The 24,279-nt window shown below is 41.6% G+C and carries 11 protein-coding genes; 9 read left to right on the top strand and 2 right to left on the bottom strand.

Annotated elements, in window-relative coordinates; translation table 11 throughout:
* Window positions 1-66 precede the first annotated feature (66 nt).
* Both gcvP and D0T84_RS03390 read right to left on the bottom strand, forming a co-directional pair.
* Complete coding sequence (gcvP, locus tag D0T84_RS03385; RefSeq protein ID WP_163306036.1) at window positions 67-2,919, bottom strand: aminomethyl-transferring glycine dehydrogenase; 2,853 nt, start codon at window positions 2,917-2,919, stop codon at window positions 67-69.
* A gap of 15 nt (window positions 2,920-2,934) precedes the next feature.
* Window positions 2,935-3,576 carry an MBL fold metallo-hydrolase gene (locus D0T84_RS03390; RefSeq protein WP_163306038.1) on the bottom strand — a complete coding sequence of 214 codons (642 nt, stop codon included), beginning with the start codon at window positions 3,574-3,576 and terminating at the stop codon, window positions 2,935-2,937.
* 714 nt (window positions 3,577-4,290) lie between these two features.
* Between D0T84_RS03390 and D0T84_RS03395 the strand changes: the two genes are divergently transcribed.
* From D0T84_RS03395 to D0T84_RS03435, 9 genes are all read left to right on the top strand, one after another.
* Window positions 4,291-4,878 carry an RNA polymerase sigma factor gene (locus tag D0T84_RS03395; protein ID WP_163306040.1) on the top strand — a complete coding sequence of 196 codons (588 nt, stop codon included), beginning with the start codon at window positions 4,291-4,293 and terminating at the stop codon, window positions 4,876-4,878.
* 108 nt (window positions 4,879-4,986) lie between these two features.
* Window positions 4,987-6,147, top strand: a complete 1,161-nt coding sequence (locus D0T84_RS03400) for a FecR family protein (RefSeq protein ID WP_163306042.1) — start codon at window positions 4,987-4,989, stop codon at window positions 6,145-6,147.
* A 199-nt stretch (window positions 6,148-6,346) separates the two neighbouring features.
* Window positions 6,347-9,799 (top strand): TonB-dependent receptor, encoded by a 3,453-nt coding sequence (locus D0T84_RS03405; protein ID WP_163306044.1) that lies wholly within the window; start codon window positions 6,347-6,349, stop codon window positions 9,797-9,799.
* A 10-nt stretch (window positions 9,800-9,809) separates the two neighbouring features.
* On the top strand, window positions 9,810-11,774 hold the full coding sequence (locus tag D0T84_RS03410; protein ID WP_163306046.1) for a RagB/SusD family nutrient uptake outer membrane protein: 1,965 nt from the start codon (window positions 9,810-9,812) through the stop codon (window positions 11,772-11,774).
* Window positions 11,775-11,804: 30 nt separating this feature from the next.
* Window positions 11,805-14,897 carry a SusC/RagA family TonB-linked outer membrane protein gene (locus D0T84_RS03415; protein WP_163306048.1) on the top strand — a complete coding sequence of 1,031 codons (3,093 nt, stop codon included), beginning with the start codon at window positions 11,805-11,807 and terminating at the stop codon, window positions 14,895-14,897.
* Between the two features lie 26 nt (window positions 14,898-14,923).
* On the top strand, window positions 14,924-17,137 hold the full coding sequence (locus D0T84_RS03420) for a RagB/SusD family nutrient uptake outer membrane protein (protein WP_163306050.1): 2,214 nt from the start codon (window positions 14,924-14,926) through the stop codon (window positions 17,135-17,137).
* A 305-nt stretch (window positions 17,138-17,442) separates the two neighbouring features.
* On the top strand, window positions 17,443-19,506 hold the full coding sequence (locus D0T84_RS03425) for a hypothetical protein (RefSeq protein WP_163306052.1): 2,064 nt from the start codon (window positions 17,443-17,445) through the stop codon (window positions 19,504-19,506).
* A gap of 263 nt (window positions 19,507-19,769) precedes the next feature.
* A complete protein-coding gene (locus D0T84_RS03430) occupies window positions 19,770-22,505 on the top strand; it encodes a family 78 glycoside hydrolase catalytic domain (protein WP_255495155.1) in 2,736 nt (911 codons plus the stop codon).
* A 4-nt stretch (window positions 22,506-22,509) separates the two neighbouring features.
* Window positions 22,510-24,279: an alpha-L-rhamnosidase C-terminal domain-containing protein gene (locus tag D0T84_RS03435; RefSeq protein WP_163306054.1), complete on the top strand. Its 1,770-nt coding sequence runs from the start codon at window positions 22,510-22,512 to the stop codon at window positions 24,277-24,279.

The raw sequence follows: 24,279 nt of genomic DNA on the forward strand, positions 1-24,279 counted from the left end.
AGAGATATTTCAAGATTTCAGATTTCAAAATTAAGAGAATTATTTAGTCAATCTTGAAATTATAATTTATCCCATATCGCACAGGCATGTGATCAGGTTGCGGTCGCCGAAGGCATTATCTACGCGGGCTACATTGATCCAGAATTTGTTTTGTTTTACGAATTCCAGCGGATAAGCTGCCTTGGAGCGCGGATATGCGTGCTTCCATTCATCTGCGCACACCTCGTATTCGGGATGAGGAGCGTTGACAAGAACATTGTCTTCTTTCGTATATGTTCCGTTCTCTACTTCCTTTATCTCTTCCCAAATCTGGTTCATCGTGCCTACAAAGCGGTTCAGCTCGGCAAGGCTTTCACTTTCGGTAGGCTCTATCATCAGCGTGCCGTGTACCGGGAACGAAAGAGTAGGAGCGTGATAACCGTAGTCCATCAGGCGTTTTGCAATGTCACTTTCTGTGATACCGGATGTTTCTTTTACATTGCGGCATTCCAGTATCAGCTCGTGACCAACTCTGCCCGATGTACCTCTGTAAACGATACCGTAAGTATCCTTTAGTAGCTCGGCCAGATAGTTAGCGTTCAGAATGGCTATTTTGGTCGCCTGCGTTAAGCCGTCGCCGCCCATCATACGGATATAGCCATAAGTGATAGGCAGTATACCGGCGCTGCCATAAGGCGCGGACGCTACTGTATTCACTGTGCTGCCATCCACTTCGGGATGATGCGGCAGGAACGGTATCAGGTGTTCTGCTACGCAGATTGGCCCTTCGCCCGGTCCGCCTCCTCCGTGAGGTATGGCGAATGTCTTATGCAGGTTGAGGTGGCAAACGTCTGCTCCTATAAAGCCCGGATTGGTCAGTCCTACCTGCGCGTTCATATTCGCGCCGTCCATATATACCTGTCCGCCTTTTTCGTGTACTATCTTGCACATTTCCTTTATTTCCTTCTCGAATATACCATGTGTAGAAGGATATGTTATCATGCAGCCGGCAAGGTTGTCCCTGTGCTGGTCTGCCTTTGCCTGCAAGTCTTCTACGACCACATTGCCGTGGCTGTCGCAATCTATCGTCACGGTTTCATAGCCTGCCTGTATAGCCGAAGCAGGGTTAGTACCGTGAGCGGATGCGGGGATAAGGATAATGTTGCGGTGTCCCTGCCCGATGCTTTCCTGATACTTGCGGATAGTCATCAGCCCGGCATATTCGCCCGCAGCACCCGAATTTGGCTGGAAACTGACACCTGCAAAACCTGTAATTTCTTTCAGGTATTCGCCCAATTCTTCTATCAGTTCGGTATATCCCTGTGTCTGCGATTTAGGAGCCAGCGGGTGTATGTTCTGGAAGCCGCCTAATGAAAGCGGAAGCATCTCGGAAGCCGCATTCAGCTTCATGGTGCACGAACCTAGCGAAATCATGGAATGAGCCAGCGATATATCTTTCCTGTCGAGACGTTTGATGTAGCGCATCAACTCCGTTTCGGTATGGTAGATATTGAACACTTCGTGCTGAAGGTATTCGCTCTTGCGCAGAAACTCGTCTTTGATTATTATTTTCTCAGGCAGGTCGTCTATCATAAATACTTCCATACGTCCTGCGGCAAGGGAAAATACGGCCAGCAATTCATGCGCCTTGTATTCTGTAATGGTTTCGTCTATGCTGATGCCCACTTCCCCGGCTTCGTAGTAGCGCAGGTTGATGTCGCGCATTTCAGCGTATTCGCGGACGGTATATTGCGAAACGCCGCTAGGTAAGCCTATCTTGAGCGTATCGAAGTATTGTTCGTTCTGTATTATGTATCCCAGTTCTTTCAGTTCGTCAGCAATCAGCGCCGTAGCGGAATGTATCTGGCTGGCGATATTCTTCAAGCCTTTCGGCCCGTGATATACCGCATAGAATCCCGCCATTGTAGCCAGCAGGGCTTGTGCCGTACAGATGTTGGATGTAGCTTTCTCACGTTTGATATGTTGTTCTCGCGTTTGCAGTGCCATGCGGTAGGCAGGCTTGCCATAGGCGTCTTTGGATACCCCGATGATGCGTCCCGGGACGTTGCGCTTATAGTCGTCCTTCGTAGCGAAGAATCCGGCAGAAGGCCCGCCATAGAACATAGGAATACCAAAACGCTGGCTGCTGCCGAACGCGATGTCGGCTCCCCATTCTCCCGGAGGAACAAGCAGCGTGAGTGCTATCAGGTCGGTAGCAACCGCCACCTTGCAACCTGCGCTATGGGCTTTTTCTGTAAATTCTTTATAGTCTACAATGTTACCGTTCGAGTTGGGATACTGGATAATTGCCCCGAAAAATCCGTCGGTAAGGTCTATTGTATTGTAATCTCCCGTTACTACTTTTATGCCTTGCGGTTCCATGCGTGTATTGATTACGGCAAGGGTTTGCGGGAATATGTTTTTATCTACAAACAGCTTATCGGTGTTGTTCTTTATCTGGTCGCGGCTGCGAAGGGCAAACATCATAGTCGCCGATTCTGCTCCGGCAGTGGCTTCATCGAGGAGCGAGCAGTTAGACAACGGAAGCCCTGTGAGTTCGCTTACCATTGTCTGGAAGTTCATCAATGCTTCGAGGCGTCCCTGCGAAATCTCTGCCTGATATGGCGTATAGGACGTGTACCATACCGGATTTTCGAATACATTGCGGTAGATAGGTGCCGGGCATATAGTATCGTACCATCCCATGCCGATGTATGAAGCGCAAATACGGTTTTTGGAGGCTATCAGCGCCATTTCTTCCGCATATTCGTGCTCGCTGAGTGCGGCAGGCAGGTTGAGCCCTCCCTGTAGCCTGATATTGGAAGGGATAGTCTGGTCGATTAGTTCATCCAATGATTTTACACCGATTTTTGACAGCATTCGTTTTTCGTCTTCTGCATTGATGCCAATGTGGCGATGTTGAAATTTTTGGGTTTCCATGGATTTTATCTTGTTTTATTGTAAATAAAAATTGTTTCTGCCCTCTTCTCTTATTGTTGTCAGTGGCCCGTGACCTGAATATACGACTGTGTCGGGCGGCAGTTTCATCAGTTTTTCCTTGATGCCGTCTATTAGCTGCTGATGGTTTCCTCCGGCTAGATCGGTGCGTCCTACGCTGCCTCTGAACAATACGTCTCCTACAAATACACAGCCTGCATCCTGATTGTAGAATACGATGCTGCCCGGTGAGTGTCCGGGTACCTGCATCACGATGAGCCTTTGGTTGCCAAAGGTTACAACATCGTTTTCGTTCAGGTACTTACCTATTTTGGGAATCCTGTTGTCTTCGTTTACGAATCCGAACATTTGCAGCTGGGCGGGGAGCTGTTCGAGGAGGAACTCGTCTCCTTTATTGGCTTCCGTATCCAGATGGAACTGTTCGTGGATGAAGTTGTTCCCAAATACATGGTCGAAATGCAAGTGGGTGTTCAGCAGGTGCTTTACGATCAGGTCATTGTCTAGGATGAAGTTTAAGAGTAGCATTTTCTCATCCGGAAAGAAACATCCGGGGTCAATAATTACACACTCTTTGGTTTCGTCATAAGCGATGTATGTATTCTCACTAATCGGGTTAAATTCAAATATTTTTACTTCCATATTTTGTTTTGAGTAACTATCTGTTAAGAAAGGTTCTAAAGATATAAATTTTTCGATGCAAAGTTATCTGTTTTTAGTCATAACTTAGAATGCACCTTTGACTTTTTATCACTTTTGGTAATAAGTTTACATGTTGTTAACTCTTGGTCGCCGGGGCTGCATCATCTGTTCTTCGCAATACCTGAACAAAAAAAGTAACAGGCAGGTTTAAAAAGTAACAAATTTTAGGGTATATAACGTAGGGCAAACGCATGAAAATAATGCCAGTGTAGTGTATTAAATTTCATGTTTTCAGCCTATTGTTAGTAATTCATCTCGCTATTTAGAACTATTACTTTAAGTAACTGTTTAAATTTTATACGAATATTTTATTATACCTTTTTCTTCGTTCATTTTTAGTCTGTTTTCGGCTGTTTTTTCCTTTCTCTCAATTCAAATAGCCCGCTATTATCGTTTCGAGGAAGAAAAAAGCATCTCTAAAACATCTCTAAAAATTTGAACGAATAAAATTTAAACAATTACTAAATGTTTCAGGTAATAGATTCAATAGACAATTCAATGTTTAGTCTACTTATTGAGAAAATAAGCTATATCTGAGTTTTATATCCTTCAACAATAAAGATTATTAAAAAATTTACTATCTTTCGATGCTATAATATATTGCTGATAGTATTTTGTCCTATATCAATAAAAAAATTATTTGCCATTACATATATGTCTGATATATCTTTAATAAAAAGATTTATAGATGGAAATGATGCCGATTCCGGTATCCTGTACCAAAACTATGTCAATAGTTTATATGGATATGGAATGAGTTTAGGCTTTTCCGGAGAAACATGTATGGATGCAATACATGATGTGTTTTGCAAATTATACCATTTGAAAAATGAAGACATTATTAAAATAGAAAATGTAAAGCATTATCTCTTCCAAAGTCTAAAAAACAGATTGTTTGACATATACAGAAAAGACAAGTATAAAGAAAATATAACCTTGGATTTGCCTTTCAAAACAGATATATCTGTGATAGACACCATGATAGAAGAAGAGGACAGAACTATAATGATAAAAAAAGTAGAATCGTTGATGAACTGCTTAACCGACCGCCAGAAAGAAGCCATTTATCTACGGTATATCCAAGAAATGAATTATAACGAAATAGGATTACTTCTGAGAATGACCCCCAAATCAGCCCGGATGCTCGTATTTAGAGGAATTGAAAAAATGAGAGCATTTACTTCTGAAGAAAAAAACATATTCCTTATCCTTTTGTTTTTCTATTTATTCAGAAATTTTTAATTTTTTTTTCAAATAATTTTAAAAAAAGTGTAGACACTTTTTCTTTTCATTCGTCATATAGATATTATTACATTAATAGCACTAAAAATATAGATGACGGATAAAATTATGTATACCTATAGGGACTTTCTGAATAATGATAAGTTTGTAAAATGGCAAATATTGCAAACGGAAGAACTAAATCAATACTGGATTGATTATCAGATTGAGTTCCCCCAACATAAGGAAGCCTTAGACAAAGCTGTGGAAGTTTTCAAAAATGTCCGGATCAATAATTATTTACCATCAGAAACTCAACAGGAGGCTCTATTAGACAGTATCAGGAAAGATACCTTATACCGAAAAAGAAGGATAAAAAGGCTACAATATTACGCCGCTTCTGTAGCATGTATAGCAGTGCTTGTCGTATCCACCCTGCTGATTACGCACAATCGCGTTGTCCCTGAAAACAATGTTGTGCAAATAATAGGAGAAACACAAGATGCGATGGATATTCAATTTATCAGTACAGGTAAACCCATGATCTTGCCTCAGGATGTAGAAATACAACTTACGGAAAACGGTGATGCTGCCATCGTAACCAAAGAAGGAGAAAACATAGAAAACCTGAACCTGTCCTCCAAAACAATGAATAAACTTATAGTCCCATTAGGGAAACGCTCATCTCTGATCTTGGCCGACGGAACAAAAGTATGGTTGAATTCCGGTACGCAAATAGAATTTCCATCTGTATTTGATGGGCAAACAAGAGATATAAATATCCGTGGCGAAATATTTATTGATGTTGCAAAAAATGATAAAAAGCCATTCTACATACATACTTCACAATTTGATATTCAGGTAACGGGTACCAAATTTAACGTGTCTGCTTATGACGACGCACAAGTAAAATCTGTAGTCCTTGTCGAAGGACAGGTAAAAATACACGCTCCCGGAAACAAGCCAATGGAAATGAAACCCAACGACCGGCTGACCTTTGATGGCGGAGCAATCAGCAAAGATATTGTAGACACCTCAGAATATATAAGCTGGAAAACAGGAATATTGAATTTTAAGAAAGCTTCACTGGCTGACATCCTGAATAAAGTAGGACGACACTATAATGTTAACTTTAAAAATCTCAAGTCTTCAACCCTGTCGGAGACAACATGCTCGGGTAAACTTGTCTTGGCCGAGAATATAGATAGTGTCATGATTGCTCTTTCTGTCTTGGCACCAATATCATACAGTAGAGAAGGAGATATAATTTATATTAAAAACGCTAAATAGAATGCCTATGGTAAAACACTAATTATTAGAACTAACAACTATGAAAAAACTAATCGAGCAGTAGTACCAGTACTGCCCGATTATAAGTCTAATTTACAAATTCAAAAAAATTGTAAACCAAATTCTTTACAAATTTATGAAACAAAGTAATATCTTAGATCGGATTGCTGATTTAAATCGCAATCCAATTATTAAAATTATGAAAATCACATTGTTTTTATCTTTTGCCTGTGTATTTTCATTACTTGCAAATAATACATATTCACAACAAACGAATTTTTCTTTCAATTTAAAAAATGTGACGCTTGCCCAGCTTTTTACAGAAATAGAAAATGAAAGTGAATATGTTTTTCTCGTAAATGATAATGCAAACGCAGAATTGTCTAAAAAAGTTTCCGTTTATATCGAAAATGGTAACATTTTTGAAGTTTTGGATGCCGTGATGAAAGAAAGATCATTGTCCTATGTTGTAACAGGAAGACAGATCTCAGTATACAGAAAGAAAAGAGAAAATCCAGTTAATAATGTTATCCCCAATCCCGAACCTGAACAACAAAGAAAAATAGTAGTTACAGGACTAGTAACCACCGACCTGAATGAACCTCTGGTAGGAGTAACAGTAAGGGAAAACAATACACAAACAGGGACATTTACCGACGAAAACGGTAAATACGTCATTGAAGTGAGCAATGCCGAAGCAGAACTCATATTTTCATATATCGGTTTTAAAACACAAAAAATCAGCATCAAAGGAAAAACCGAAATAAACCTTAAGATGGAAGAAGACATTTCTACCCTAAAAGATGTTGTAGTAACTGTCGGCTATGGTACACAAACCAAAGTATCCATCACAGGAGCAGTATCGTCTGTCACCTCAGACGACATACGTAAAAGCTCGTCTACCAGTTTTGGTAACGCCCTGCAAGGACGTATTACAGGACTTAGTTCGACCCAATCGGGAGGGGGAGCGCCCGGATTAGATGATGCTGAAATATACCTTCGCGGAGCCGCTACCACAAACGGAAAGTCTCCATTGATACTGGTTGACGGTGTACCTCGCGACCTGCGTACACTCGATGTTACCGAGGTAGAAAGTGTAAGTGTACTCAAAGATGCTTCTGCTACAGCCGTATTTGGTGTGCGGGGAGCTAATGGGGTTATTATAGTAACCACAAAACGCGGTGTTGCCGGAAAAGCCCAGTTATCAGTTTCGGCCTCTCAGGTATTCACATCATTAACACGCAAGCCACCTAGATTATCGGCTCTTGAATTTATTGATTTAAGAAATGAAGCATATAAATATAGCAATGAACCCGAGATGGCATTTTCGCCTGAAGTAAGAGCCAAATTTGAAAATCCGTTATTAGGATTAAATCCAAACGATCCTGACTATGCACAAAATGCAGCAAACCGGAAACATTTATACCCCGATCATTATTATTACGATGATTTCTTCAAAGACTATGCTCCCGAAACCCGTATAAATGCTAATATACAAGGAGGAACCGAAAAAGTCCTTTACTTCATGAATGTAGGCTATCTGCATCAGGGAGGACATCTCAAAACAGAACCAAAATCGAAACTGGGATACGATCCTTCACTCAAACTAGACAGGTGGAGCTTCAGAGCCAATATGGATTACAATATGACAAGCTGGCTGAAAGCAAAGCTGAACATTGGAACATATATCGAGAAACAAAACTCTCCTAACTACAGGCCTTTCAGTACTTACGAAGAGTTTTTCAGGGGAATTATCCAGGAGGTATACCGCCTTAATCCAACAATTATAGGTCCGACAACAATTGCCGGAATAGACGAAACTACTCCAGCCAACGCAGTTATTAACACTGGTCCAAGAGTGGGTGGCGACAGATCCGTATATGGTCTTATCAACAGGAACGGGTATTATGTAGACACACGTACCAACCTGAATACGTCTATAGAAATGGAAATGGACTTGAGCGAATTTGTGACCAAAGGCCTATCTCTGAAGGGAATGATAGCCTACGATTCATATCCTACAAGTTCGTTGTTAGGGCAACGGGATGAAATCCAGTATTTTGCCGATCCGGATTACAGCAGTGATAAAGTAATATATTCCAGAATTGCAGGATCAGAAAATCCAATGTCCTTATCCAGATGGTCTTCGAGCCGGTATCAGATAAATGCACAGGCTTCGATAAACTATAGCAGAAAGTTTGGCGACCACAGTGTGGGAGGTATGTTTGTTGTGCAACGCGATCATTGGGAAAGCTCAGGAGCCGAAATACCTTACAATATGCTTGGGCTGGCAGGACGTGCTACCTACAACTACAAAAGCCGTTATTTTGCCGAGTTTAACATAGGTTACAATGGATCGGAACAATTTGCGCCGGCCAATCGTTATGGTACATTTCCGGCCTTCTCTGTAGGATGGGTAGTCTCTAACGAAAAATTCCTGGCAGAAAACAAATACCTTACCTATCTCAAACTGAGAGCTTCGTATGGAAAAGTAGGAAACGATAAACTCGGAGGTTCCCGTTTTTTATATCAGGATGATATAAAACTTGTAGGACAGGGAACAACAGTAGGAGGAGTTGGTCTGGGACAGCAAGTATCAACCATTCTTCTGGGAAATCATAGCCTGCAATGGGAAGTTGCCGATAAATACAATTTTGGTGTCGATTTCCAGATAACCAATAACCTCACAGGAGCATTTGATTATTTCAGGGAAAACCGGAGTAAAATATTGATTACCAGAAATTCCGTACCAATGTTCCAGGGAGTTTCACAGGGCGCTCTACCAAAAGCCAACCTGGGGAAAGCCGAAAATAAGGGAATAGAATTTGAACTTGCCTACAGTAAACAATTAAGCAATGACTGGCATCTAAGGGTAAAAGGAAATATAGCAACAAATAAAAACAAAATTACAGCCTTTGATGAAGTGCCTGCCGATGATTCATACGCATACCAATACCGTACTACAGGCTATGCAATAGATCAAAACTGGGGACTCAAAGTTGATAAGAGTTCTCCCGGCAAAGGCTATTGGACTTCACAAGAAGAAATAGATGCAAGCGGCCTCACTTACGAAATAGGTAATCCGCGTCCCGGAGATTTGAAATATCAGGATCTGAATGGAGATAATCTGATAAATAGTAAAGATTATGCACCCATCGGAAACTCTGGTATCCCGGGGTTAACTTATGGACTGGATGTAAATGTAACCTTCAAAGGTTTCGATCTCTCTGTATTCTTTTCAGGAGTCGGTAAATATTCAACTATCTGGAATGGGTTGGGTATCTATGAGACCGAAGGTACTGGAACCTATTACGAGTACCATAAAAATGCGTGGACTCCAGAACGTTACGCAAGCGGTGCAAAAATTACATATCCTACACTGAGCAAATCGAATGGTTCAAATCATGTACCTAATGATTTCTTTTTACAAGATAGGTCTTTTATCCGTTTAAAAAACCTCGAATTTGGATATACTATCCCAAAAAACACACTGAAAGTAATAGGTGTGAGTGAATTGAGACTATACGTGACAGGACAGAATTTATTTTTATGGGATAAGTTAACAATAAAGCATCAGGACCCGGAAAAAACCGATCCGAGAAGATATCCTATTACTAAACTTATGGGATTTGGTCTTAATGTAACCTTTTAATCAATGAATTATGAAAACAATAAATAATATTCTAATCATTATATCATTTTTGTGTTTATTAGCCTTTACTTCGTGCAACGATGTTTTAGATCAGGCACCTGACGGAAAAACCAGTTTGGATGAAGTATTTGCAGACCATTTCAAGACCGGGGCTTACCTCAATACATGCTATGCCAAACTCCCGTTATATGGAAAAAGTTGGTCATGGTTATCCAGGGGGCCGGTATCTACCTGTGATGATGCATGGGACAACGATGAGATTATTTATCCATACGGAGTATCGGCCCGCATGATGAACGGTGTGGCTTCTGCCGATCAGTATCCGATGACAAGCCACGAATTTGACTTCAAAGACAATCATAAATATGAACGTCATTTTGCCGCTATTTACGATTGTTCCGTTTTTATCCAAAGAATAGGTGGAGCCAATGTAAAAACAGAAGCGGAAAGAAACAGATGGAAAGCCGAAGCACATTTACTTAGAGCATATTACTATTCCGAATTATTGAGATGGTTTGGGACTGGAGTACCCATTATACGGGAGCCCTACAGTCTTGAAGATGATTATACCAAAATAGAAAAGCCATCTTTTATAGAAGTAGTAAGGTTTATTATCGAAGACTGTGATGTTGCGCTCAACACAGCCGAACTACCTTGGCGCATAACAACAGGTACAGAGAAAGCAAGAGCAACAAAAGCACTTGCCGAGGCTATAAAATCCCGCATGATGCTTTATGCAGCAAGCCCTTTGTACAACGATGGAGCCGACCTGTGGGAAGAAGCTTATCAAGTAAACAAAACTGCTCTTCAAAATCTAAGGACTAATGGTTATCAATTGTATAATAAGGTTCACTTCCCTGACATTTTCTCAAACGATCAGGATAATCCTGAAAATGAAACACATGTGCCTACCAAAGCTTCAAGTCTCATGTACGAATATTTTACACAGAACTACGATTATTCGGCCAATCCGATAGATACAGAAACTATCTATTCCAGCTGGACAGAATCGCACTGGAACTCCGAAGATTACGAGTTTCACTTTGGATGTATCGGAGCACAAACAGGAGGTAAATCGGGTTCAGTGCCAACACAGGAACTTGTAGACGCTTATGAAACCACAAACGGGAAAACTGTCCTAGACCTGAAAAAACCATATTTGGATGAAAAGCATCTTGATCCAAACTACAACAAGGACAATACATTGTACGATCCTAAAAATCCGTACAAAAACAGAGATCCACGTTTCTACTCTTCTATCTACTTCAACGGATCGAAAAGGACATGTAAATGGGAATTTTCTGAAACACCGGAATGCAAAGATAACTTTGACTATAGTCCTAACGGAAACGGCCCGGTATACCGCACCCGTATTATTTCTACATGGTTGGGCGAACCTATAACAGGTATTGATACCGAATCGCGTACCAAAACGCGTACAGGTTACTATTGTCGCAAATATACACATCCTAATTCAGGCTGGGGACAGGGCGTAGTAGGACCTGTAGAAAAATTATTCAGGCTGGCCGAAATCATATTGAATTGCGCCGAAACAGCGGCCGAATCAGGACATCTTGACGAAGCCTACGCACTGGTAAATGAAGTACGTGCACGTGTTTCCATGCCGGCTCTGCCTGCCGATGTAAAAGGCAACAAAGAGCAATTGATTCTGCGCATCAGGCACGAAAGAAGAGTCGAACTGGCTTTAGAGCCTCATCGCTTCTTTGACGTACGCCGCTGGCAGAAACCTGATGGAGACCTAAAGGATACAGACAAATGGCTTACAGCAATGGAGATAACAAGAGTCGATAATCCTGATGGCAGTTTTTCTCATTTCTCTTACAAGAGGAGATCTATACGTCCGCAAGAGCGCTTGTGCTATACCAATAAATATTTAAAGGCCCCTATTCCTAAGAGCGAGGCCTCCAAAATGTATAATCTGACAGGGGTAAACTGGCAGAATCCAGGTTGGTAACAATATTTTCTATTCGAAAAAAATATAATTATGATATATAAAAAATTTATTCAGATAGCATTTTTAATATTCCTTTTCTCGAGTACTATCTTTGCGCAAGATAACCTCCGGAATGCTGAAATACAGGGAGTGGTAAAGGATGAGTATGGAAAGCCCTTTGCCGGGGTTGTAATACAATCTGAGTTCGGGAAAAACATGGTAACATCGGATAGTGAAGGCTCTTTTTCTATCTATGTGACCGATAAGAGCAAGTATATAACATTATCTGGCATCGGTTACCTTACACACAAAGTTCAGGCTCAGGATAATGATAAAGTGGAGATAGTCATGAAGCGGGATCTACTCAATGAAGATATAATGATCTCTGATGGTTTTTCTTCCGTGTCGAAGGGGACATTAGCAGGTTCTGCTTCTACAGTAAGTGGCAATGAGCTACAGAAATCCCCTGTAGCTACTCTTAGTTCGACTTTGGCAGGCCGGTTGTCTGGTCTTACCACCCGCGAGAATTCTTCGGAATGGGCGCGTATCGACAATAGCTTATGGATCAGGGGAGCCAATGTAAATGGCGCACAAACGCCACTTATCATTGTCGATGGATTTCTTATCCCAACCGATGCTCAGGCTAGTTTAGACCACATCACTCCTGCTGAAATAGAATCGGTTACAATACTGAAAGATGCTTCCCTACTAGCTTTATATGGAATAAAAGGCGCAAGTGGTGCTCTTGTTGTAACAACAAAGAGAGGAAAACCCGGAGAACTTAAAATAGGTGTCCGTATAGATGGCAGTATGCAAAATGTGACATCTAAACCATACCGGGCCAATTCTGCCGATTATGTACGCATGAGAAATCAGGCAGCCTACAACGATAATCCAGAGGGAGGTATGTACCAGATGTTTACCGAAGACCAGGTAGGAAAATTTACCTCTGGAGCCGATCGCGAACACTATCCAAGCCAGGATTGGTACAAGGAATTCATGAAAGATTTTTCATACATGCAACGTGTTGGACTCAACCTCAGCGGAGGTTCCGATAAGGTAAGGTTCTTTTCTAACGTCAATATGATGAATCAGAATACGAATTTCAAAATTTCGGAAAAAGAGAAATTCAACCCTACGCCAAACTATTTCTGGGGCAACATGCGAACAAATCTCGACGCCAATCTGGGTAAACATTTCAGAGCATTTCTTAATATTGCAGGAAACCTGAAAAGGGAAAAAACGACCGAAGCAAACATGACAAATGTATATCAAGGCATGTTCGACTTACCACCTACTCTGTACGGAAATGTTACACCGGAGATAATAGACCCCGTTACCGGAGAAATAATACAAGAAGGCGGGAAAATATTGGTAACTCCTAATATAGACAATAACGTTTATGGTAGGATTAACCGCCAGGGCTATACCCAGCATACAACTACTTCGATATACTCTAATTTTGGGCTCGAACTGGATATGTCTTTCCTTACTCCCGGCCTTAAAGCCACAGGAACTGTAGGGTTTATGAATAACAACAGGAAAAGCCTTTTTACAACACAGGATTACGAACGCTGGATCAGGGTTACTGATACCCCATCTGATTGGGATGAACTGAAATTTGAGAAAAAAGGAACAAATGAAGACACATTCCTCTCATATAGCAAAAGTGAGTATAATTATTATAATCTCAACTATAAGGGAGCATTGGATTATGCTGCCAGCTTTGGCAAACACAATGTCAGCGCTTATGCCTATGCCATGTATCAGGAGATAGTAAGATGGGAGAACCTTCCTCTTAAATATATCTATTCGGGTATACAGGCTTCTTACAATTACGACAACAGGTATATACTTTCTGTTGGTACAGGATATTCGGGTTCGGATAACTTTGCCAAAGGAAACCGTTTCCATACCACCCCTGCTATTGCCGGAGCATGGATTGCCTCCAACGAGTCATTCCTGAAAAATGTAAAATGGTTATCGTTATTGAAGTTTAAGGCTTCTTACGGAAAGAATGCAAATGATGACACCGGAGCTCCTCGCTATCCTTATATAAATAACGTACAAGGTGTAGATGAGGGTTTCATAGCCAACCTTAACTATAGCCCCGAAATGGTGAAAAAGCAAAACTATGGAATCGAACTCGGACTATTTGACGGACTGCATATATCTTTCGATTTATACAGGCACAAAATGGATAATATGTATATAAACGTGTCTTCCAATATCCCGTCTTATCATGGCAATACCGGTGTATTCCCTAGCCTTAATGCTGGCGCTAAAAAGAACAAAGGATATGAACTGGAAGCCTCTTACATCAAAAATGTGAATAAAGACCTGTCTTTCAATATCGGAGGATTCCTTTCGTATAATAAGAATGAATATACAAGAGTAGTAGAAGAAATCAGAGGTGATGACTATGTTTACCCAAATCGTACAGTCGGCTATGCCGTTGGTCAAACATGGGGATATCTTACCGATTTTTCGAACGGCAATGGCTTGTTCAATAGCCAGGAAGAACTGGATGAATACCAGTCGCGTATTACATATTCTTTCAATAAGCCAAGACTGGGTGATATTAAGTATAAGGATTTGAATAATGATGGCGTAATTGACGATAAAGATAAGGCTCCAATAGGTTCTGGTGCTATACCTAACTATTATTTTGCTTTGTCATTAGGCGCTAAATACAAAAACTTCGATTTCAGTGTAATGTTTCAGGGTGTAGAGAATTACAAGACATGTTCTTCCAATACATTGGGTATAAACGAAGGTTTCTTCACCGATGGGCTCTATTCGTCGCGCCACCTTAAAGCATGGACAAAAGATCGGTATGATGCAGGTGAAGAAATTCTTCATCCCGCACTTACCCTGCAAAGTGCAAGTGCAAACACCCAGGTCAACGATTACTTCTTGGTAGACAGATCGTATTTGAGGCTGAAGAATATTGAAATCGGATACAGCCTGCCATCCAGAATATCAAAAGCTATAAGGGCAAGTAATATCCGGATCTCATTAAGCGCCCAGAACCTGATCACATGGGACCATCTGGATAAATATGACTTTGGGCCTGAGGCTGGAGACTATAACCACCTGCCGGTTTTCAGAGTGTATAACCTAGGATTTGGTATTCAATTTTGATATTGCGAATTTATAACAAAATAGATATGAAAAAACATATAGTTTTACTAACAATACTTGCATCAGTTGTATTATATACTTCTTGCTCAGATACACTCGATGCAGAAATGGACGGACGTATCGAGTTTGAAGAAATATTTAAAAACCAGGACAAGATACAGAATTACTATAACAGCTGCCTTTCGGGCCTGATAGGACCCGACCTGAGGAGTATGGCTTTTAGTGACGAAGGGCAGCATGCCTCGTTCCATGAAGACAACAATACTAACTTGTGGTATACAGGCCAGATAACAACAGACACCCACCCTATAAATCCATTTGGAGGAGATCCCTGGGCCGGTGCTTACGGGATGATACGCAGATGTAACATCTTCTTGTCATATATTGATAAAGAAACTGCCGGATTGGTGCGTGATCAGAAAGAAGGCTGGAAATCGGAAGTTTATGCCATGCGTGGCTACTACTATTGGCAACTGGCAAAAAGGTATGGTGGTGTACCTCTATTCCTTGATGTAATACAGCCCGATCATGATTTCACGGCAGACAAGAAAGCTCCGTTCAGCGATGTGGTTAGGCAAGTAATAGCCGACTGTGAAAAAGCATTGGAAGGGCCCGATACAGCGATAGGTTACCCTTGGGGATTTCAGGACAGAATGGAAGGACATTTAACCCCGGCAGGAGCACATGCTGTAATGTCTGAGGCTGTAACCTATGCCACCAGCCCCTTATGGGATGATGGCAGTATCTCGAAAGAATATGCTACACAGATTACAGGAAGAGCCTTGTATGAATGTCTTTCGCATGGTTATGAATTGTTTAACTCTACATCCGATCAGGCCCAAAACGCCTACGCCCTGTATTTTCTCACACTTGATGACAGAAGGGCGACCGACAAAGAAACCATTTACAGAGTCGGCGGACAAATGTCTCTTTGGAACGAATGTGGTTTACCTTCCACATCGGGGCAAACTAGCGCAGGCTATTGTCCAAGCCAGAATATAGTAGACAGCTACGAAATGCAGGCAACAGGCTTGAGCCCTATCACAGGATACAGCGACAACAACGGCTTGATACCTGTAATAAATCCGGCTTCCGGCTATGATGAGAAAAATCCGTATGCCGGACGCGATCCAAGATTTGAAGCATCGATATATTATAACGGAGCGCCGAGATTGCTAACACCTCCGGATGATAATGTCAGAGACGATCACTTCATGATAGGATTAGACCCGGCAGTATTCCCTTGGGATATAGATTATCAGGACAAAGGCGATTATTGTATAATAACTACATTGGGTGGCGACCCTAACGTATACTCCGGCCCATTGATGGACAACCTGAATGTACCGAACGATCCTCCAAAGGTAACTATCACCTTCGATTACAAACTGAACAGAGATATAGACAATGCTCAGTTTTTCTACGGTCGCGCTTTAGCCGAAGGTGGAGTATCTACTGGTGAAGATGTATTCATTGCCGCTGCAACTGAATGGACTACATTCGAATATGATATAACCGAAGCTTATTATAATTGGGGATGGGGATTTGAATGGCACAGGATCCGTTTCGATATTGGTAACCAACCCGGTGCTGTCATACATCTCAAAAACTTCCAGATCAACGTAGTTACTCCAACTGTCGGAAATATGGTAGAAACCTATGTAGGAGGTTCTGATGGACAACAAATCGGAAACAAACAACATACTCCTACTGGTTACTATACCCGTAAGTATGCACATTTCGATTCAAAACAGGGAGCCAACAAAGACGGAGCTATGCGCGTATTTAGGTTAGCCGAGCTTTATCTGAATTTTGCTGAAACCGCCTACAAATCGCACGGACCGGACGCTAAGGTAGAGATTGGCCCGGGAATGAGCATGAGCGCACGCGATGCAGTGAATGCTGTCAGAGCCAGAGCACAGATGCCGGACTTCCCGGCTGGAATGTCTGCCGCCGACTTTGAGAAGAAATACAGAAACGAACGCCGTATAGAATTGGCATTCGAAGGACACCGTTCATTCGATGTACGCCGGTGGAAAATACTGAACGAAACAGACAAGAACATTTCAGGAATGAAAATTGAGAAAGATGGAAAAGACTTCATCTATAACAGGTTTGTCTTTGACGAACGTAAATGTAACACCGATAAGTTCCTGATATTCCCTATAAACAGGAATGAGTTATATAAAATACGCTCTCAAACTGGCGAAAACTGGCAAAATCCGGGATGGGATTATTGATAGTTAGATAAAATACATGAAGTAATGCAAGGTGGGAGGTAAATAAGGTATAGGTTTAATGGTAATATATAAAGATTTTAATTTAAGCTTTATCTCCCACACTTGTATTGTTTAAAGACTAAAGTCGTCTCGACTTTTTACCTTTTTACCACAGAGTAAAAAGAGTTAAAGGAGTTTTTTCTTTTTAACGTGAAATTGAATACACTATCTATGATAAATATTCATTATTTACATAAAATAATACTCTTTTCTACTCTTTTTACTCTGTGTTGAAAAAGTCAGGATGGCTTCACGATTAATAAGAAATGAAAAAAAAAAGTTTATACAGAATATTACTATCATCTATTGTTCTATTATCTTCCAATTATATAGCAAGCAGCAAAATACCTGCAGCCTATATTGAAACGCATAATAATACACAAAATGCTGTATACGACACAATAGGTAATTACAGGGATTTATACTCTGACACATGGGTTGCAACAGATGCCCTGGGACGGAAAATGCCCGATTATGAAGAGGTTGGCCCTATAAAGAAAGACCAAAGAAGAATAACCGGTATGTTTTACATTACATGGCATACCGACAATCTGGCCGACGGCACTCCTCCCTATGTTGCCGATGTTACTAACATACTAAACAAAAGCCCGGAAGCAAGACTGGAAGGGAGTCATCCTGCGTGGCACTCACCCCAGTTTTCTTATCATTGGGGCGAACCCGAAATGGGATATTTTTTGAGTCAGGATGCATATGTAATCAGGAAAGACATCTCAATGCTGTCGGATGCAGGTATTGATGTTCTGATTATGGATGTAACAAATGCGACCAGATACTGGGATGAATGGAATGTCTTATTCTCCATTATGCTGAAAATGAAAGAAGAGGGTAATAAAGTACCCCAATTTTGCTTTTGGGCATACAATGGGCCGGTAATAGAAGTCGTACAAGACTTATACGAAAAAATATATAAAACAGAAAAATACAAAGACCTGTGGTTTTATTGGGATAATAAACCTCTGTTGCTATATAACGGAAGACCCGAATTTGATGCCGGTGGCGCCACTCCTCCAAGCCGCAATTATAATTACGACCCCGAAGCCAAAACCAATCCGGAACATCCTCATTACAAAAATCCCGATTATTGTAACGAATTTTATGAAGATTATACTCAGGAGGTAAAAGACTTCTTTACCAAAAGAACTATGTGGTGGGGACGTTACGAATGGGGCGGACAACGCTATGTAGGAACAGAAGACAACTGGAGCTTCGGCTACGAACTAGGCGATGAACAAGATGCGATGGCACGCAAAATGAATCCGCAGGACTTAGTATCCCTACACAATGGGGTAAGAGAGCAAGCTGCCGTAACCGCCGGGCAACATGCCTGTACGATGGTTGGCAAATCGTGGTCGCGCAACAATAGAGACCTCAAGCTGGATGATTATGATATGCCCGGTCCTACTTATGTTCCCTGGCTGGGACAAACTGTTGAGAATCCGACCGGTTATGGAATTTATTTTCAGGAAAGATGGGATGAAGCCCTGGCTGCCAACCCGCAGTTTATCTATCTGAACGACTGGAACGAATGGACTGCCGGAAAATTTGCCCGCGAAACCGATTTTATGGGACGCAAAAGTGATTATGCATTTATCGACCAATACAATGCGGAATATAACCGCACAATTCAACCCATGAAAGGCGGATATACCGATAACTACTACATGCAAATGGTGCAGAATATACGCCGGTATAAAGGAGTTAATCCGATACCTGAAAACAAAGGTTACGGGAAAATAAAAATAGATGCCGGCTTCAGAGATTGGGAGACGATAGAAACAGAATACCGCGATACCAGAGGCGACACTTTCCACCGTGATCATAAAGGATATAGAGGACTACATTATACCAACAACTCGGGACGCAACGATATTATTACATGTAAAGTGGCAGTTGACAAAAAAAATATATATTTCTATGTAGAAACAGATAAAAACATAAGCCCTTATACCGATAATAATTGGATGCTTTTGCTCATCGATGCAGACAATGATTCGTCAACAGGCTGGTATGGCTATGATTATATCCTTAACAAAAGCGTTGTGGATGATAAAAAAACAACCCTCATGCGCTATAATGCAGAATCGAAAGAGTGGTATAATATCCGCGATATAGAGTACCGGATGCTGGATAATAAAATGGAATTGTCTATACCTCGTGCACTAATCAATCTGACCGAAAACCAGATAGTATTCGATTTCAAATGGAGTGACAATCCTGCCGATTTGAACGACCCCATATCTTTGTGCCTGAATGGAGATACTGCGCCCAACCGGCGATTCAATTACAGATTTAAATGGAAGTTAAAATAGATAATTCTGTCATTTATAACAATAAGAATATCATAGTCTAAAGTTTTTAATAAAACACTGACATTACCTTTGTATCAGGGTAATCGCCCCTACAACGTACCTGCAAAGGATATACATTTTGATGCGATTGCCCTTCTTTGTACAGAAAAAAACAATAAATCAGATATCATACAGGAGGCAAAAGGTTATAAAAACCTACAACAGTTTCTTAATTAACACCAGAAAAATCAATTCCTGAAAATACAAATGAAATTTATGACGATATGAAAACTATTATAGCCAGAATGACTATAATTCTGACGTTCGCAATGTTATTTCCCTCCCTCCTGATAGGAGCAAAAAGCAGTATAAACATCTATAACCTCCAATGTGAGTATATAGACAATCCTCTGGGATTGGACGACCGCAAGCCCCGCTTCGGTTGGTTGCTCGAATCCCTGAATCCTGAAAAATACGGACAACGACAAACCGCCTACCGTATTTTGGTTTCGCAAGACAAAAAACGATTAGACAGCCATAGTGGAGATATGTGGGACACCGGATGGGTAGATACCAATCAGACCCGGCATATAGTCTATCAGGGCAAACCACTGGAATCGGATAAAACTTATTATTGGAAAGTACAGGTAAAAGATGAATCAGGCAATGTGTCTTCATGGAGTAAGGTAGCACATTGGTCGACAGGGATATTTTCCCCATCAGAATGGACAGCCAGTTGGATTGGAACAGATGAAGTATTTGATCCCTCTCTGAAAGATTGCAACATTACAGACCCTTGGCTTCGTAAAACATTCGAAATAGAAAAACAACCTTCAAGGGCAGTCATGTTTGTGGCTTCGGTTGGTTATCACGAGTTATATGTAAATGGCAAAAAAATAGGGAACCATGTTCTTGCTCCCGCAGTAAGCAATCATACCAGCCGGGCGCGTTATATAGCCTATGATATTGCAAATGAACTACAACCGGGCAAAAATGTAATCGCCTTATGGCTTGGTAGCGGTTGGTCTTTACACAGGACTTATATCACGTCCGACAAACCGAGGACCCCGATGGTAATAGCTCAGGCCAATATCGCGAATGGAGACAAGGTAGTCCGTATACAAACTGACAAGTCATGGAAAACCCATCCAAGTCCCAATAAGCTTTTAGGTACATGGGTTCCTCACAATATGGGCGGAGAATTATGGGACGCAAATAAAGAAATTCCCGGTTGGAACCTGCCTGCTTTTGACGATAGTACATGGAAAAATGTTACAATATTCAATCCCAAGTTGGTTTTATCGGCACAAAACACCGAGAGCAATACCGTAATGGATGAGATAGTGCCTATATCTATAGAAGAACGGCCTGATGGCTCTTATCGGGTAGATATGGGAGTAAACTTTGCCGGATGGACAGAAATCAAGGTAAAGGGCAATCGGAACGACCGGATTGATTTTATATTCTCTGAACGCCAACAGGATGAAATGACATTCGGCATACGGAGCGCCTACATACTAGGAGAGAAAGGACATGGGATATTCCGAAACCGTTTCAACTATAGTTCGGGCAGATGGATTACAATCAGGGGATTGAAAGAAAAACCACTATTATCTGACATCAAAGGTTGGCTGGTAAGGACAAACTATAAAGATGCCACCTCTTTCAAATGCTCCGATCCTCTGCAAAACTGGATATACGACCGCGTACTATGGACATTTGAAAACCTCTCGATAGGAGGTTATATCGTCGACTGTCCTCAGCGCGAGCGTCTCGGATATGGAGGTGATGCCCATGCCACATCCGAAACAGGACTGTTCAACTACCAGCTAGGCTCTTTTTATACAAAATGGATGGAAGACTGGCGCGATGCTCAAGGATGGGAATCGATGAATGGAAAATATGTAGGTGGTGGAATTTTGCCCCATACTGCTCCTACTAACGAAGGTGGCGGCGGTCCTTCGTGGGGAGGTATATGTATTACCCTACCTTGGTTTATGTACCAGCACGAAGGGGATACACGAATCTTGGAGCGTAACTTCGAGATGATGAAAAAATGGCTCGACTTTTTGGATACACATACCGAAAGCGGCTTATTGAAAAGATTTGGCGGCAATTGGGATTTCTTGGGCGATTGGCTTTGGCCTAATGCAACAGCCGAAGGGATGAATAATAACAAGCCTGAGACTATTTGCTTCAACAATTGTTACAGAGTTTTCAATCTGCGCACAGCAGCAAAAATAGCCCGTGTATTAGGCAAACAAGAAGAAGCCGACAAATGGGAACAACAAGCTGCCACTTCGTCACGAATCATTCATGCAGCCTATTTCGACAGGGGAGATAACAGTTATGCCGACAGGTCGATGGCAAATCTTGCAGCTGCTCTATTGGCAGACGTCCCTCCTGCCGAACTTAGAGATGACGTAATAAAACGATTGGAAAAAGAGATACTCGAAGTACGGAAAGGACACATCCATGTTGGTATAACCGGCGGAGCTCTTTTATTCAAATTACTACGCGAGGAAGGCCGCGATGACCTGATATATTCCATGACATCCCAAACCGATTATCCGGGTTGGGGATATATGAAGGCCAACGACGCAACTACTATATGGGAAATGTGGGAGAAAGACTTACCGGGGCATTCCCTCTTGCACAGTTCTTATCTATATCCCGGCGCTTGGTATATAGATGGTGTAGCAGGAATAAGGAGAGATTCTGAAAATCCCGGATTTAATAAATTCATCGTCCGTGTACCTTTACTCAAAGAAGAGCAGATAAACTGGGCAAATGCATCATTCGATTCGCCGGCCGGCAGAATAAAATCTTCATGGAAACGTGAGAATGGCAAGGTGGTATTGGAAGTATCTGTTCCTGCCAATACAAGTGCAAAGATCTATTTTCCGGAAAAGGACAGTTCTAAAATTATTGAAAAATCCGGCATATCTAAACTGCTGGGAACAGTTGGTGAATATACAATATTAGAAGTTCCATCGGGCAATTATATTCTAAAAAATTAAAAAGATGCAGTTAATAAAAAATCTATTATTCAGCATAGCAATTATATTCAGCGGAAATATCATTGCTCAACAACTACCGTTGCCGCTCCAGAATGACAAGGAAGTAAGAGCCAGGTCTACATCGTTGGTCTGCAAATACCTCACCCCTACGCGTGTGGTGTGGACGTCTGACAACAATAGCGGAAAGTATGTAATAAATCCCGAAGCCATTCTCAAACAAGGAATTGGCCAGGCAGACCTGAATGCAGGAAGCTACCTGCAACTAAAAAGCGATGAAAACAATAAAGGAGGTATAATCCTCGATTTTGGTCACGAGATTCAGGGAGGGCTTGAAATCATTACCTCCATGAATAACAAAAATCCGGCAGGCAGGGTGCGTATACGTTTTGGAGAGTCTGTATCGGAAACAATGAGCAATATAGGAGAACAAGGCGGTGCTACCAACGACCATGCAATGCGCGATTTCGTTGTCACATTGCCCTGGTTGGGAAGATTAACTGTTGGCGACTCGGGATTCCGTTTTGTCCGCATCGATGCAGTCGATTCTGATGTGGTTATTGAAATAAAGGAGGTGAGCGCGTCGTTCTCTTACAGGGATATTCCTTATCAGGGTTCTTTCAGATGTAATGACGAACGGCTGAACCAGATATGGCTCACCGGCGCCTATACAGTACATCTGAATATGCAAGATTATCTGTGGGATGCAATCAAGCGCGACCGTTTGGTATGGGTGGGAGACCTCCATCCCGAAGTGATGACCATAAATTCGGTATTCGGATATAACGATGTTGTTCCCAAAAGCCTCGACCTGGCTCGCGACCTGACTCCGCTTCCTAACTGGATGAATGGCATCAGTTCTTATTCAATGTGGTGGATTATAATTCATCGCGACTGGTATCGTTATCACGGAGATGTGAAATATCTTTCAGAGCAAAAAACATATCTGGCACAGTTATTAAAGCTATTGAGTGAAAAAATAGATAAAAACGGAAAAGAGGTGCTGGATGGAATGCGTTTTCTCGACTGGCCTTCGAGCGAAGATCCGGAAGCAATACATGCAGGATTGCAGTCTATGATGATTATGGCATTTGAAGCCGGGGAAGAAATATGTAAAATACTGAATGATAGAGAAACAGAGAGGCTTTGTCAATCTTCGCTCACAAAGCTAAAAAAACATACACCCAACCTTACTCAGTCGAAACAAGCAGCTGCATTGTTAGCTTTGTCAGGGTTGGTGCCTGCCCAAAAAGCCAACATGGAAATATTGTCACAAAATGGTGTGCATAAGATGTCTACATTCTATGGATATTATATGCTTAATGCCAGAGCAAAAGCAAATGACTTTACCGGCGCGTTGAATAATATTCGCGAATATTGGGGAGCCATGTTAGACTTGGGTGCTACAACATTCTGGGAAGATTTTGATATAAAATGGATGGAAAATGCGGCTCGTATTGATGAAGTAGTACCTGCCGGAAAAACAGACGTTCATGCTTCCTATGGCGGCTATTGTTATTCCGGTTACCGACATAGTTTTTGTCATGGATGGGCTTCGGGCCCTACAGCATGGCTTAGCCAATATGTATTGGGCGTAGAACCTCTGGAACCTGGTTGCAAAAAAGTGAGAATATCTCCTAACCTAGGCGACCTGGAATGGGTAGAGGGTAGTTTCCCTACACCATACGGCATGATTAGCATTAAGCATGTAAAGGAAGCCGATGGCAGCATCAAATCTACGATAGATGCACCTAAAGAAATAAAAGTAATAAAATAA

The sequence above is a fragment of the Dysgonomonas sp. 521 genome (assembly GCF_010501055.1).
Taxonomy (GTDB): Bacteria; Bacteroidota; Bacteroidia; order Bacteroidales; family Dysgonomonadaceae; genus Dysgonomonas.